This window comes from Oceanirhabdus seepicola, assembly GCF_023684385.1.
Taxonomy (GTDB): domain Bacteria; phylum Bacillota; class Clostridia; order Clostridiales; family Clostridiaceae; genus Oceanirhabdus; species Oceanirhabdus seepicola.
Genome location: NZ_JAGSOJ010000005.1, coordinates 84,427 through 100,088, shown reverse-complemented (window position 1 = coordinate 100,088; position 15,662 = coordinate 84,427). Strand labels below are relative to the sequence as shown.

The 15,662-nt window shown below is 31.9% G+C and carries 11 protein-coding genes and 1 pseudogene; 8 read left to right on the top strand and 4 right to left on the bottom strand.

The window, feature by feature from the left end; translation table 11 throughout:
* Nucleotides 1-39: 39 nt before the first annotated feature.
* The 4 genes and pseudogenes from KDK92_RS20480 to KDK92_RS20465 form a co-directional block, all read left to right on the top strand.
* A pseudogene (locus KDK92_RS20480) lies at nucleotides 40-960 on the top strand (glycoside hydrolase family 25 protein); the annotation flags it as partial.
* Nucleotides 961-1,536: 576 nt separating this feature from the next.
* Nucleotides 1,537-2,454, top strand: coding sequence for a tRNA epoxyqueuosine(34) reductase QueG (queG, locus tag KDK92_RS20475; protein WP_250861281.1), 918 nt, complete (start codon nucleotides 1,537-1,539; stop codon nucleotides 2,452-2,454).
* A 10-nt stretch (nucleotides 2,455-2,464) separates the two neighbouring features.
* Nucleotides 2,465-4,408 carry a beta-N-acetylhexosaminidase gene (locus KDK92_RS20470; RefSeq protein ID WP_250861280.1) on the top strand — a complete coding sequence of 648 codons (1,944 nt, stop codon included), beginning with the start codon at nucleotides 2,465-2,467 and terminating at the stop codon, nucleotides 4,406-4,408.
* Nucleotides 4,402-5,253 (top strand): DUF4438 domain-containing protein, encoded by an 852-nt coding sequence (locus KDK92_RS20465; protein WP_250861279.1) that lies wholly within the window; start codon nucleotides 4,402-4,404, stop codon nucleotides 5,251-5,253. The genes KDK92_RS20470 and KDK92_RS20465 overlap by 7 nt, the downstream gene beginning before the upstream one ends.
* Before the next feature lie 52 nt (nucleotides 5,254-5,305).
* Here KDK92_RS20465 and KDK92_RS20460 read toward each other — a convergent pair whose 3' ends face one another.
* Together KDK92_RS20460 and KDK92_RS20455 are read right to left on the bottom strand one after the other, a co-directional pair.
* On the bottom strand, nucleotides 5,306-5,806 hold the full coding sequence (locus tag KDK92_RS20460; protein ID WP_250861278.1) for a flavodoxin family protein: 501 nt from the start codon (nucleotides 5,804-5,806) through the stop codon (nucleotides 5,306-5,308).
* Nucleotides 5,807-5,869: 63 nt separating this feature from the next.
* Nucleotides 5,870-6,877: a CPBP family intramembrane glutamic endopeptidase gene (locus tag KDK92_RS20455; protein WP_250861277.1), complete on the bottom strand. Its 1,008-nt coding sequence runs from the start codon at nucleotides 6,875-6,877 to the stop codon at nucleotides 5,870-5,872.
* A gap of 269 nt (nucleotides 6,878-7,146) precedes the next feature.
* On the opposite strand from KDK92_RS20455, the gene KDK92_RS20450 reads away from it, so the two are divergent.
* The 4 genes from KDK92_RS20450 (at nucleotide 7,147) to KDK92_RS20435 (ending at nucleotide 14,192) form a co-directional block, all read left to right on the top strand.
* A complete protein-coding gene (locus KDK92_RS20450) occupies nucleotides 7,147-8,919 on the top strand; it encodes an aminopeptidase P family protein (protein ID WP_250861276.1) in 1,773 nt (590 codons plus the stop codon).
* 391 nt (nucleotides 8,920-9,310) lie between these two features.
* Nucleotides 9,311-10,381, top strand: coding sequence for a carbamoyl phosphate synthase small subunit (locus KDK92_RS20445; protein ID WP_250861275.1), 1,071 nt, complete (start codon nucleotides 9,311-9,313; stop codon nucleotides 10,379-10,381).
* Nucleotides 10,368-13,568 carry a carbamoyl-phosphate synthase large subunit gene (gene carB / locus KDK92_RS20440; protein ID WP_250861274.1) on the top strand — a complete coding sequence of 1,067 codons (3,201 nt, stop codon included), beginning with the start codon at nucleotides 10,368-10,370 and terminating at the stop codon, nucleotides 13,566-13,568. Before KDK92_RS20445 ends, carB begins: the two co-directional genes overlap by 14 nt.
* 264 nt (nucleotides 13,569-13,832) lie before the next feature.
* Nucleotides 13,833-14,192 carry a DUF6483 family protein gene (locus KDK92_RS20435; protein WP_250861273.1) on the top strand — a complete coding sequence of 120 codons (360 nt, stop codon included), beginning with the start codon at nucleotides 13,833-13,835 and terminating at the stop codon, nucleotides 14,190-14,192.
* 224 nt (nucleotides 14,193-14,416) lie between these two features.
* Here KDK92_RS20435 and KDK92_RS20430 read toward each other — a convergent pair whose 3' ends face one another.
* Nucleotides 14,417-15,109: an HD domain-containing protein gene (locus KDK92_RS20430; protein WP_250861272.1), complete on the bottom strand. Its 693-nt coding sequence runs from the start codon at nucleotides 15,107-15,109 to the stop codon at nucleotides 14,417-14,419.
* 111 nt (nucleotides 15,110-15,220) lie between these two features.
* The gene (locus KDK92_RS20425) at nucleotides 15,221-15,598 is read right to left on the bottom strand and encodes a carboxymuconolactone decarboxylase family protein (RefSeq protein WP_250861271.1); all 378 of its coding nucleotides are present in this window, start codon (nucleotides 15,596-15,598) and stop codon (nucleotides 15,221-15,223) included.
* Nucleotides 15,599-15,662 lie beyond the last annotated feature (64 nt).

Sequence of the window (15,662 nt, the reverse complement as noted above, 5' to 3'; positions counted from 1 at the left end):
ATCATATATTATTAATGGAAATAATATCTGGAGGCTATTATGCAGAATAAGACAAGTAAATCCTTATTCGGAGTAGATTTAAATCAATACAGAGCAAATGCAGATTTTAAAATACTGGCAACTAAATGTGACTTTATTTTCTTGAGGTCATCAGGCTCAGGAACTGGTAAGTTCAAAGTGGATACAAAATTCCTTGAATTAGCAAAGAAGTGTAGGGATTATGGAATTCCATCAAGTGCATATCACTTTGCTGTTCCATCAGCAGACCTTTCTACAGCGGATTCACAATGTGATGATTTCATAAACATATTGCAAGAGGGGTATGGTAAGGGAGATTACGGAGAGTTATTCCCTGTTGTGGATGTAGAGGTACCGTTAGATAAATCAATATCCACAGATAATCTTCTCGATTGGGTGGATAGATTTAGAAAAAGATTCGAGAGCAAAACAAGAAGAAGATTAATGATATACACAGGATCATTCTTCATAGATATGTATAATAATTTCAAACATTCTAAAAAGGGATATATTCTATCAGATATGCCTCTTTGGATTGCAATGTATAGTGATATTCCAGCAAATCCACCATTTCCTAATGACGGAGGAGGATGGACTAGATGGAGAGTATGGCAATTTTCAGAGAAGGGAGATGTTGCAGGTATAGATCTTCCGGTGGATGTTAACTGGGGACCTGATCACATTGACCTTTTAAGAATGCCTAAACCAGTATCAAATGTGAGAGCAACTATCCATGGAGGCATGGCTAAGGTAACTTGGAACAAGAGCACAGATATTGATCTCAATGGATATAATCTATTTGTGAATAAGGAATATGTAACTACTTTAGATAAGAATGCAGTATCTTACACTATAGACTTGAGTAAAGTACCACGCTTAAAAGCAGGAATGGAAGTGGTTGTAGGAATCGAGTCATTTGACCTAGATGGTGAGTTTTCTAAGAGAGTAGAGGTAAGAGCAGGAACAAGAGAAGATGAAATGGAAAGAGAAGATACAATAGAAAGAGAAGATATAATAGAAAGAGAAGATACAATAGAAAGAGAAGATATAATAGAAAGAGAAGATGAAATGGAATTTCAAGAGTTTAGGTACGATAGTGTATCAGAGGAAACATTCTTCATAAGGTACCCAAAAGGATGGAGAATCTAATTAAAAATATAAAATTATAAAATTAAATCCCTCATACAACTTTGTGTTGTGTGGGGGATTTAACTTTGAGTATATAATTAACTACATTTGTAGTAAGCGCGTTCAAGGAAGAACGAAAAATTATCGTTGGTTATTAATTGGTTTGAAAAAATTATAATTTCTCTTCTTAATTTCTATAATGTAAAAATAATAAACCTATATTTTACAATAATATGAGTATAATGTAGAATGTAAGTATAGAGAATCCGTAGTTAAACTTTATTTATATATACTCAAAATCGCAGTGTTTCTATGAGTTTTGAGTGTGTATCAATTTAGTTTTAACTTGGAATCTATGTAGGAATTCAATGTAAATGAGAGTGAATAAAAATGAAAAATGATTTAACTATAGATGAAATTTTAAAAAAATCAGTTCATGAGTTTGAGATTTCCCAATATGGTGTGATAAAATGCCAAGAATTTGAAGATCTAAGGGAAATACTTATGGGAAGAAAAGAAAAAGATGAATTGACTGGATTTGAAGAGCAAGATATTGAAAAAAGAATAAATCCAAAGCTTACTATGGAGGATTGCAGATCAATTATTGTGTGCTTGTTTCCTTATTACAAAGTAAGTAATGAAGAGAGTAATTTAGCAAAATACACACATGGGATGGATTATCATTTTGTAATAAATGATATGATGAATCTTTTGGGAGATAAAATAGGGAAGGAAGTTGAAAACTTCAAATATATGAGTTTTACTGATTCGGGTCCTTTAGTGGATAGATATGTTGCATATAAAGCTGGGTTAGGATTTTGGGGAATCAATGGACATATTATAAATGAAAAGTATGGTTCTTATATTTTAATTGGGTATATGCTTACCAATAAAGAGTTTAAAGAATATAATACCCAACTTGAAAATAGTAGTTGTATTAGATGTATGAGATGTGTGAAGTCTTGTCCAGGCGGAGCTATTAAGGGTGATTATGATATAAATCCATTAAAGTGTAAATCTTATATAACTCAGAAGAAGGAAGAACTCACATGTGAAGAAAAGAATATACTCATGAAAAGTCAAATTATATTTGGGTGTGATATATGCCAAGAAGTATGTCCTCACAATAAAAATATTGAAGAAACTCATATTGCACAATTTAGTGAGGATTTAATAAAAAGAATTACTGAAGATGAAATAACTGAACTTTCAAATAAGAAATTTAGAAAGATTTACGGTAGAAGAGCTTTTGGGTGGAGAGGAAGAAAGATATTAGAGAGAAATATGAAAATCATTAAAGGGGAATAGGGGGCTACGTATGAATATTTTACCTGAACCAAGGGTTATAGAACACATGAAAGGGGAATTTTTATTAAAAGGTAACATGAGGATTGAACTTGATACCAGCTGTGGAGACAAGGAGTTTTATTCAGCTAAAATTCTTAGGGGTGCATTTAAAGAATTAGGGATTGAGAGTTCTATAATAAAATCATTACCAAAGAGGGTTATTGGAGATATTAGGATTAAGATAGAAAAAGATATGCACCTTAATCAAAACAAAGAGACCCACTTTAATCAAAACAAAGATATTCACCACATTCAAAATATAGAGAATAAGGAAGAGGCATATTGTATTGAAATAAAAGAAGATTACATTACAGTGATGGGAACAAATTCAAAAGGGATATTCTACGGGGTTCAAACATTGAAGCAGATTGTTGAGAGTGGAGATAGAAGAATAACGTGTACTAAGATAGTTGATTATCCAGAATTCAGGGTTAGAGGATTCTATCATGATATTACACGTGGAAAAGTTCCTACACTTGACACTTTAAAAGGAATAGTGGATGATCTTGCAAAATATAAGATAAACCATTTTCAATTATATGTTGAGCATGTATTTCCGTTTACAGGACATGAAGAAGTATGGGCACATAAGGATCCTATAACACCTGAAGAGATATTAGAGCTTGATCAATACTGTATAAATAATAACATAGAGCTTGTCCCTTCTATAGCTACATTTGGTCATCTTTATCATCTCTTAAGTTCAGAGAGGTATGGTCATCTATGCGAGTTAGAGGATAGCAAAGGAAAGCCTTTTTCTTGGGTAGATAGAATGGGTCATCATACCATAGATATAAGTAATGAAGAGAGTATAAAGATTATAGAAGGTATGATAGAAGATTATCTTCCTTTATTCTCAAGTAACAAGTTTAACATATGCTGTGATGAGACCTTTGATTTAGGAAAAGGAAGAAGTAAGGAATATGTTGAAAAGGTTGGTAAGGGAAGAGCATATTTAGATTTTTTAAACAAGCTTATAAATATAGTTAAGAAAAATGGAAAGATCCCTATGTTTTGGGGAGATATAATACTCAATTATCCAGAGTTATTAGATGAGATTAGCGAAGATGTTATATGTCTAAATTGGAATTATAGCCCTGAGGCAACAGATAGTTCAACTAAGACTCTTAGTGAGAGTGGACGAAGATTCTATACATGCCCAGCAGTATGGGGATGGGATAGGTTCATGAATGATATTGAAGGATCTTTCAGTAATATTGAGAAGATGGTGTCATATGGTAAGGAATTTGGGGCAGAAGGTGTATTATGTACTGATTGGGGTGATTATGGACATGTTAATTCCTATTCATCATCTAAGCCAGGAATGATATTAAGTGCTGTATTGAGTTGGAATAGTGATAGTAAGGCAGAAATATTAGAAGGACAGATATCAGAGAGAGAATTTGGAGATAGGGATATTGTATCCCTAATGAGGGAACTTGGAAAACAACAGTATATTTCATTCATGGAGACAGTATGGTGGATGGAGAATAAGATGAAGAAGACTACTCTGTTGATTGAACGTTCCGAACTTATTGAGAAGTATATGCTCAATAAATCAGAAGAACAGTTGAAGCAGAGTTATTATGCAGCATATGAGATAGAGGAGAGCTTCAAAGATAAACTATATGAAAATTCTAAATCAAAAGAGGACATAAAGAGTTTCATATTGAGCGCCCGAGCAGTAGGGTTATTGAATTCATTATATCTATATATCAAAGAGTGGGATTTTAATGAGAAGGTAGATGAGTTCATACATGACAATAATGAACTTTCAAATTTATTTGAGAAATGGTTGAATGAGTATAAGGAAATATGGAGAAAAGATAATAAAGAGAGTGAATTATATAGAATTGAAGAATTCTTTAATGAAATATGTATATATTTAAGAAGAGGAGATGGGAAACTATGTTAAAAAGTAATAGGGATAAGATTGTGAAGTGGTCTGTACAGGGAAAGATTCATCATCCATTAGGAGGTACATATAGAATAACTCATAATGGTGAACCAAGAATACTGCCTGCTACAGGAGGAATAACTTACAATGTAAAATTAGGTGATCCAGCATTTGGATGGGTAGGAGATCATGTTGAACCAGGAGTTTCGATAAGAAATGAGGATAAATCACAAAATGCAGCTTTAACTACATTTGCTTGTGTTGGAAATGAGGCAAAAGTTGTATCTGGAGATGCAAAGGGTGCTAAGGGATATGTGATTGGAGTACATGGAGGCATAGATCATACGATTATTCATTTTGAACAAGAAGATCTTGAGAATATGGCAATTGATGATAAAATTCTAGTAAGAGCATATGGGCAAGGATTAGCTTTAGATGATTACCCAGATGTAAAAATTCAGAGTATAGACCCTGAACTGTTTTTTAAACTAGATATAAAAGAAGAGGATGGAAAACTAGTTGTACCTGTTGTTGCAGAGGTACCAGCATATTTAATGGGTTCAGGAATAGGATCAGGTAATGCATATACTGGTGATTACGATATTATGACAGCAGATGAAGAAGAAATCAAAAGACTTGGTTTAGATAAACTTAAGTTTGGAGATCTAGTACTTTTACAGGATGCCGATAATACTTTTGGAAGAGGACACTATAAAGGTGCTGTGAGCATAGGTGTAGTTATCCATAGCGATTGTGTAAAAGCAGGTCATGGACCAGGTATAACAACTATAATGAGTTGTAAGCAGCCTATGATTAAAGGGAAAATTGATTCCAATTCTAATATAGCAAAACACTTACTATAAAAAGTATAAAAGCCTTGAAGATTTTCTTCAAGGCTTTTATTATATATAATTATTATAGACATTGAATTAATAGATTTCTTAATTCAAGCATATCATTTTCATTTGGGTGTTTAAGCGCACTTTTGTAGTTTTCAAGCTGTTTTAGAGCATGAAGATCATCAGGCGTTTTTTCAAGAAGATTGAACCACTTGTCCATTATTCCATTAGAAATCTGTCCCTGACATAAAAAATGGCCTATTACAGTATTATTCTGTTCAAAGATATTCTGTATATTCTTTTTAATGATACCACCATAGGGTGAACTTGGATTAGCTCCCATTGTGCCAAATAAAAATATTTTTTTCCCTCGTATACTACTTAAATACTCTTTTAGATTATCATCAATTGATCCACTAGTTAACCTATATCCTACAAATAATACATCATAGCTGAATGGTTCCGGTGCCATGGATACATGTGCTATATCAAAGTTATTACCCAATGATTCCCCTATAGTATTTGCTAATTTTTTTGTATTACCTGTCTCACTAGAATATATTACAAGATATTTCATCTTAATCCCCTTTTCAACGAAATGATTTTATCATAATATAAATGTATATTTACACTCTATAATTTACAATAGTTGAGTTAATGCAGAAAAACCAATGAAGATTATAATTAAGAAAACAAATGAAATATTGAAAATACTCCCATTTCCCTCACTATTATATTCTCTAATAAGATTATCAGAGATATGTTCATCTTCATAAGTATTGTCAGAATTATAATACGGTTTAGTGTTTTTGTAATATAAATCCTTATTTATTATATCATGTTCTGACTGGGAATCATCAGCTGTATTATAATTTTTTTCAAAATTAGTAATATTATTTAATCTTATAGCTCTTAGAATATAATAAGTTAAATATAATGAAATCATAAAAAAGATTACAGAAATTATAATACTAGATGGTTTAGAAGATAATTGCGCTGCTTGATTAATGGTCTCTTGATCAATTTTAACAATGGATGACATTGCTACAGACAATCCGTTGTTCACAAGATGCATTATCATACTAGCGAATATAGATTTTGTATACCATACTACAATCGCAAAAATAGTTCCAAGAAAAGCCGTATAGAAAAATTGATGGAAGTTCATATGCAACATACCGAAAAGTATACCATTGAGTATTACTGCCTTTTTAAATCCAAATTTTTTATAACTATCCAATACAACTCCTCTCATTATGACTTCTTCGCATATAGCAGGAGTAATTGCAATTACAAAAAATAGATAGGGAAAGGTATTACTTGATACAATATCAGTAATAACTTCAGATATTGGGCTACCAAATATTCCAGATGCTATTTTAGATATTAGCCCTGTTATTGGTAATATAACTATGGCTAGTAATATTACTCTAAGTACATCTGATATTTTCATTGGATTAAGTTTTAAAGTCTTTTTTATATTCATCTTATTGGCTAACATGAATACAATACATGGTATTAATATAAATAGATATTGGTTCAAGGCTAATGTTAATTTAGGTGGAACATTGATAAAGAAAAGCGCTCCTATTATAGGTAAAAAAACACATGCAATAATCAATAAATTGGATTTTTGTATTTTACTCATTTGATAATCTCCTTAAGTTAATGTGATTTTATTATATATTAAATATATTTTTCATTCCATAAGTATATACAATATTTATAATACATTAAATAAATTGGACATTTGTGGTCATAATACAATCAAGTTATTATTTCATCATAAAAACACACAATATATTATGGTGAAATTAATTTCATATATATAAAATTTGAATAGTAATCTAGTAAAAACATATAAAATGAGTTAAAATATTAGTAATATAATGAAAACTTCTCATGGAGGGTAGAAAGATGAAAAATAGAGTAGAATTGTTACTTAACAAGATGAAAGAACACGGGATAGATGCATATGTTATTCCTAGCTCAGATGCACATATAAGTGAATATGTAGCTGAGCATTGGAAGAGTAGAGCATGGGTATCAGGATTTACAGGTTCAGCTGGAACTGTTGTTATATCTAGAGACGGAAGTGGTTTATGGACAGATGGAAGATATTTCATTCAAGCTGAAAAACAAATTGAAGGATCAGGTATTGAACTATTTAAGATGGGTCAACCAGGAGTTCCAACTATAACTGAATGGTTCAATAAAAATCTTAGCAATGGAAGCACTATAGGATTCTGTGGAGAGAGTACATCATTATTATTTAAGAGAAACTTAGAAAAAGAGTGTAAGGAGAAGGAATTTAATATTGTTTCTGAGTTCGATCTTGTAGATGATATATGGAATAATAGACCTAATATTCCCAGAACACAGGTATTTGTACTTGAGGATAAATACGCAGGATGTAGTTTCAAAGAAAAATTAAATGTTGTAAGACAAAAGATGCAGGAAAAGGGAGCAACTACTTATGTATTAAGTAGTTTAGACGATATAGCATGGTTGTTTAATATAAGAGGTAATGATATCCCAAATTACCCAGTAACTATTTCTTATGCAATCATAACCCTTGACGAGGCAAACCTTTTTATAGATGAATCAAAACTTGATAATAAAGTTAAGGAATACTTAAAAGGCAACGATATTAATGTCTTTTCATATGAAGAGGTATTTAATAAGGCAGGGGAATTGAAGAAAGATGATGTTATATTCTTTAATTCTTCTAAATTGAATTCTAAATTATATATGGCTATGCCAGATGGGTGTAAGAAAAAAGAAGGAAGAGATATTACAACAGATTTGAAAGCTATAAAAAATGAAGGTGAGCTTGCAAATCTTAGAAAATGTCATATAAAAGATAGTGCTGCAATGATAAACTTCATTCACTGGTTAGATACTAGTGTTGGTAAGGAAGAAATCACAGAAATGTCAGCTGATGAGAAATTACTTGAGTTCAGAAAAGAACAAGATTTGTTTATTGGAAGAAGCTTTGATACTATAGCTGGATACAAGGAACACGCTGCTATGATGCATTATAAGGCAACAGAGCAACAACAATATAAGCTTGAGAAGAAGGGATTATTCCTTGTAGATTCAGGCGGACATTATATGGATGGAACTACAGATATAACTAGAACAATGGTACTTGGTGATATTACTGAAGAGGAAAAACTTCATTTCACATTAGTTGCTAAAGGGCATATTTCATTAAATAAGCTTAAATTCTTGCATGGTGCAACAGGCTCTAAGCTTGATATGATAGCTAGAAATCCATTATGGCAGCATGGTATAGATTATAAATGTGGAACTGGACATGGTGTTGGATTTATTTTAAATATTCATGAGGGTCCACAAGGGCTTACTATGAGACCAAATAATGTTGTGTTTGAAAAAGGTATGATATTAACAAACGAGCCAGGAATATACATGGAAGGTAAGCATGGAATAAGAACAGAGAATACTATGGTTGTTCAAGAATGGCAAAAAACAGAGTCAGGACAATTCATGGAGTTTGAGGTTATTTCATTTGTACCGATTGATTTAAGAGGGATAAATGCAGAATTATTGACTAGTGAAGAGAGAGAATGGCTTAACAACTATCATAAAGAAGTATTTGAGAAGGTATCACCACTTCTAAATGATGAAGTAAAAGATTGGTTAAAAGAAGCTACAAGAGCTATCTAAAATAATCAAAATTAGAGGACAGTTATCAAGTTTTTAATACTTGATAACTGTCTTTTTCATAGAGATGTAAAATAGAAAATTCTGATTATTTCTAATCGTATTGACACAGGAAAGCTTATAGCATACAATCAAAGATAAGATTTTCAACTATCTTTAAATTAGTCCGAGAGACTAGTAAGGGAGGAAAAATGGACATGTTATATTTAGTGAATGATTTTAAACAATTTGAACAATTCAAACAATTTAATAATTTAGATTCTTTTAATTTTGGTCTATTAAACTTGATGAAAAAGGTATTGGTGTCCCTATATTCGGCATTGGTAGCTTATTTTTTTATGCTTATTCAGCAAGGTGAATTATTCATAATAAATGAGCACAAGGAGGACATCATATGCAAGGCTATCTAATTTTAGAAAATGGTATGAGATTTAAAGGAGAATGTTTTGGCGATACATCAATAGTTTCAGGAGAGGTAGTATTCAATACTGGAATGACAGGATATGAGGAAGTGCTTACAGATCCGTCATACTATGGACAAATAGTTATGATGACATATCCTCTAATAGGCAATTACGGTATTAATTTTCAAGATATGGAATCAAATAAACCTAAGGTAAGAGGCTTTATCATGAGAGAAAGGTGTAAAACACCTAGTAATTGGAGAAGTCAGGTGGCTCTTGAGGAGTTTTTAAAAGAAAATAAAATAATTGGAATTGAGGGTGTTGATACTAGAGCCATAACAAGCATACTCAGAGAATCAGGAACAATGAGAGGAATTGTGACAACAAAGGAATTCACAGATGAAGAGATAAGAGAAATGTTCGCAGCTTATAAAGAAGAGGATTTTGTTGAAAAGGTATCCACAAAAGCTATATATAGAATTAGCGGAACCGGAAAGAAAATTGCATTGATAGATTTCGGAGTTAAGAAGAGTATTATTGAATCATTTGCAAGAAGAGATGCTGAAATAACAGTATTTCCTCATGATACTAAGTATGAAGATATAGAGGGGTATAATCCTGACATGATATTCCTATCAAATGGTCCTGGTGATCCAGAAAAAATGGACAAAGTGATTGATAACATTAAAAATATGATAGGGAAAAAACCTATAACAGGAATTTGTTTAGGACATCAGTTGTTAGCACTTGCATTAGGTGGAGGAACAGGGAAATTAAAATATGGACATAGAGGATGTAATCATCCAGTTAAAGATTTGAGAAATGGAAAAATCGGTATTACATCTCAGAATCATGGATATTATGTTGATGATGTTCCTGAAAATATGGATGTTACTCATGTGAATGTAAATGATGGAACCGTAGAAGGGTTCATGCATAGGGAACTACCAATTTTCAGTGTTCAATTCCATCCAGAGGCGAGCCCTGGACCAGGAGATATGGATTATATTTTTGATGATTTCATAAAGTATGCAGGAGGGGAAAACTATGCCGTTAAATAAATCTATTAAGAGAGTACTTGTTGTAGGATCAGGACCAATAGTTATAGGGCAAGCTGCTGAATTTGATTACTCAGGAACACAGGCTTGCACTGCTCTAAGAGAAGAAGGGGTAGAGGTTATCTTAGCTAATAGTAACCCTGCTACAATCATGACAGATAGTGAGATTGCAGATAAGGTATATATAGAACCTCTTACTATAGATATATTAGAGAAGATCATTGAAAGAGAAAGACCGGATAGCATATTGCCAGGAATGGGTGGACAATGCGCATTAAATCTTGTTAGTGAGCTTCATAATAAAGGTATATTAGAGAAACACAATGTTAAGATAATTGGAACTGAAATGGAAGGTATAATCAGAGGGGAAGATAGAGATGAGTTTAAAAAGCTTCTGATTAAGATTGGGCAACCAGCAATAGAAAGTACTATAGTTAATAATATTGAACAGGGAATAAGTTTTGCAGAGAAGGTTGGATATCCTCTAGTTGTTAGACCAGCATATACAATGGGTGGTGCTGGAGGCGGTATTGTTTACTCTGAAGAGGAGTTAGTTAATATAGCATCTGTAGGTTTAGATTTAAGTAGAGTAGGTCAAGTTCTTCTTGAGAGAAGTATAAAGGGATGGAAAGAAATCGAGTATGAGGTTGTAAGAGATTCAGCAGGAAATTGCATAACTGTATGTAACATGGAAAATCTAGATCCTGTTGGAGTTCATACTGGAGACAGTATAGTTGTAGCACCTAGTCAAACTTTGAGCGATAAGGAATATCAGATGTTAAGAAGAGCATCAATTGATATTATTAACGAGGTGGGTATACAGGGAGCATGTAATGTTCAACTTGCATTAAACCCAAATAGCATGGAGTATGCGGTTATTGAGATTAATCCAAGAGTTAGTCGTTCATCTGCTCTAGCTTCAAAAGCAACAGGATACCCTATAGCTAAAGTAGCAGCGAAGATTGCACTAGGTTATACTTTGGATGAAATAAAGAATGAGGTTACTGGGAAAACTTACGCATGCTTTGAACCAGCACTTGATTATGTTGTGGTAAAGATACCAAAATGGCCATTTGATAAATTTAATACTAGTAACAGAAAATTAGGAACTAAGATGATGGCTACTGGAGAAATAATGTCTATTGGAAATACTTTTGAGAGTGCATTCTTAAAGGGAATAAGATCCTTAGAGATAGATCAATACAATATGAAGCATAATAAAAGCATGGGATTATCAACTGAAGTTTTGAAGGATAAAGTACAAAGCCCTGATGATGAAAGGATTTTCCAATTATGTGAACTTATCAGAAGAGGGATTACTTTAGATGAATTACATGAAATAACAGAGATAGATATGTTCTTCTTAAGCAAGTTAAATAATATTATTGAAGAAGAGAAGAAGTTAGATGAAGCTAACATTGAAGATTTAAGTAGAGAATGGTTATATACATTGAAGAAATATGGATTCTCTGATAAAGGAATAGCAGGTTTAATTGATTGTAATCCAGATTGCATATATGAGAAGAGAAAAGAGTTAGATGTATCACCTTCATATAAGATGGTAGATACATGTGCTGGAGAATTTAAAGCTGTTTCACCATACTACTACTCAACATATGATGAGTATGATGAAGTTGAAATCTCTGAAAAGAGAAAAGTAATAGTACTAGGTTCAGGACCTATAAGGATTGGGCAAGGGATAGAGTTCGATTATTGTTCTGTACACTCAGTTATGGCACTGAAGGAATTAGGAATAGAGACTATAATTATTAACAATAATCCTGAAACAGTAAGTACAGACTTTAATATATCAGATAAGCTATATTTTGAACCTTTAACAGAGGAAGATGTATTTAATATCATTGAAAAAGAAAACCCAGAGGGTGTCATTGTTCAATTTGGTGGTCAAACAGGAATAAAGCTTACTAAATTCTTAAAAGAAAAGGGCGTAAATGTACTAGGTACTGCGCCAGAGAATATCCATGCAGCAGAGGATAGAGATGAATTTGAGGCTATCTTAGATAAACTTAATATTGAAAGACCAAAAGGAATAATTGCTTGGAATAAAGAAGAGGCAATGACAGGGATTCAAGAGTTAGGATTCCCAGCATTAATCAGACCTTCTTATGTTTTAGGTGGTCATGGAATGAAGATTGCTAATAACATTGAAGAAGCTGATGTATATCTTTCAGATGCTTTTGAGAAAGCTCGTAATAACAGTGTCTTAATTGACCAATATATAAGTGGAAGAGAAATAGAAGTTGATGCTATATGTGATGGGGAAGAAATTTTAATTCCTGGAATCATGGAACATCTTGAGAGAGCGGGGGTTCACTCAGGAGATAGTATAACTATATATCCTTCAAAAAATATTGTTCAAGAAATAAAAGATGTAATTCTTGATTACACAAGAAAATTAGCGTTAGAGCTAAATGTAATTGGTATGATTAACATACAGTACATTGAGTACAAAGGTAAAGTATATGTTATTGAAGCTAACCCAAGATCAAGTAGAACAGTACCTTATATAAGTAAGGTAACTGGAATTCCTATAGTAAGTGTTGGTACACAAGTAATGCTAGGAAAGAAATTAAAAGATCTTCCATATGGTATAGGGGTATATAAAGAAAGCAAGCTAACATGTGTTAAGGTACCTGTATTCTCAAGTCAAAAACTTGATGATGTTGAGATAAGTTTAAGTCCAGAGATGAAATCCACAGGGGAGGTTCTAGGTGTAGGAACAACATTGGAAGAGGCTCTGTATAAAGGATTCTTAGCAGCAGGATATAGCATGGAGATGAAGAACAACCGAATATTGTCCACAATCAGTAACGATAAGAAAGATGATTTTGTGGATATGTTAAAAGATATCAACATGCCAGAATTAGAACACTACGCAACAGCGGGAACAAATGTAAGATTAGGGGAGTCTGGTTTCAACGTAAGAATATTTGATCACATGAAATTAACTGATATATTAAGAAACAGAAGTGTAGACTTTGTTGTAAGTACAGCGACTAAGGGAAATTCTTCTGAAAGAAATGGATTTAAAATAAGAAGAGCAGCAGCTGAAAGCTATACTGATATATTCACATCATTAGATACGGCGAAAGCATATCTTAATGTTATAAAAAGTGGGCTTTCTGAGGAAAAATTAAATGTATATGAATTAGATGAGTATGGAGTATAGGGCGATTCATTAACATATATAATTATAAGTGATTAAAAAAACGTGAAATTATTTCACGTTTTTTTATTACTTTTTTTAGTAAATATTTGATTTGTATTAAAATATGGGTGTATAGATTTAAGAGATTTGTACTAAGCTTTTAGGCAACCATATGATTATTAAGAGTTGATTCAAAATATTCCAAAATTGGTTAAAATAATATATAATTATTATATTAACTAACCAATAGTTGTTCAAAAATATGTTTATTAGGGCGGGGTAAGTATGATAAAAAACGATTACATTTTAGATTTGGTAGAGTCTTTTGGTAAAACTATAGGTAAAGTCGTTTCAGAAGTCAAAGAAGACCCAGAACCAATAATAATCGAGAATTTATCTGATAAAGATATGACAATGATTATTTTGAAAAAAATGCTTTATGGTAAAAAGTTTAATGAGGCGGAAAATCGTTTATTTAAATATGCAGAAACTAATAATTGTGATAAGATTTTAGAAATAGGTGAATGGTTTTATACTGAATTATCTCATAGAAGTGATACAGAACTGCTAGAAAACAACTTTAATAGGAATGAAATTGAGCAAGGATTAAACGATTTTATGAGATGTTTTAACTCACAATCTTAATAAATTGCATCAAATAAGATGGTTCAAATCATTCTAAGACTTCAAACTTAGTATTTTTACTACTCATAGCACTTAAAAATTCAAAACTGTTCCTAAAATTCAAATTTGTTTTCATTGATTCCCTCCATATTGGTGCAATTATTTAAACAATACTTATTTTACAATATTATGTATAATAAGTGTATTATTTTATTATCTATAAAAGTTCGCTATGATTACTTTCTTTAGGAACGATTTCTTTTATGTTTTCTATTGATGGAGAGTGATATGCTTTTTCTAAATGAATTACTCTCCATGTTTTCATAATTAGTAAACCCAAGGTGTAATTGATCATAAGCCTGTTGATACCAAGGATGGATAACCTTTAGTAAATCTTCATCTAGATTATATTTCATATATACATATGCTGCATACTCAAGAGAAGTTTCTAGTGCATCAGAAACAAGTTCATAATAAGGCGCAGTATACGGATTGTCCCAACATAATTTATCAGCTATGAACAATATTAAATCTAATGTACATGGATTTTCTTTGAGAGTTGTATGACATCCAATGGCATTAAGAATGTTCACATCATGTATATTAAATATTTTTTCAGCTATTATACGAGATGTTTTTTGGTGAACTAATAGGGGAAAATCTTCTTCCACAGGTAATAGTTCTACACCATAGTTTTTAACTATCTCTAACTGAGTGGAGTAAGGAAAAACTGCGCTTATATCATGAAGTATACCAGCAATACTTGCATCTTCTTGAGAATATCCAAATAAATCAGCTAGTCGTACGCATTCATTACTTACTTTTAAAGAATGTTCAGCGACTATAGTTTTATCCTTATTTTTAAGAAAGTTGTAACAGTCATTAATTAAATCTCCTGTTTGTTTAAATGTAGAAAACATTTCTATTAGTAAATTCATTTTATATCCTCCTTAGGCTATTTCCCAAGAAATAACTATTATCTTTTACAATCGCGTAAGCTTGACCAAATGTGATAGGTAGATTCATCGCACATAAAATCACTCTTGCTTTTATTCAATATTATTCAATACTTTATAATGTTCTTCAGCGGCTTTTATAACTTCAGAGCCTCCAGTACACATAACATTTATTCCTTTAACCATTGTCATTATTACAAATGTCTCAACTAATTCTTCAATATAAAGTCCTTCTGATACAGCCTTTTTTGCATGGGCTTTAGCACCTTCTAGTTCTCCATCTAGGGTATCTAAGATAGTAAATATAAGTTCCCGTGTTTTGGGAGAAAGCTTTCCATTCTGAACATAATCTCTCATTTGAAGATATCCACCTAAAGCTTCAGGAGCGTAAGATGAAAATATGTCTGCGAAAGGGGGATTCCATTTCAGTTCTTCTTTATAATATTTAAGAATATCATTTTCTTCATTCATATAAACATCTCCTATCAATGAATAGTCATATAAATTAATTCTAATATAGGATATTAAGTAAATC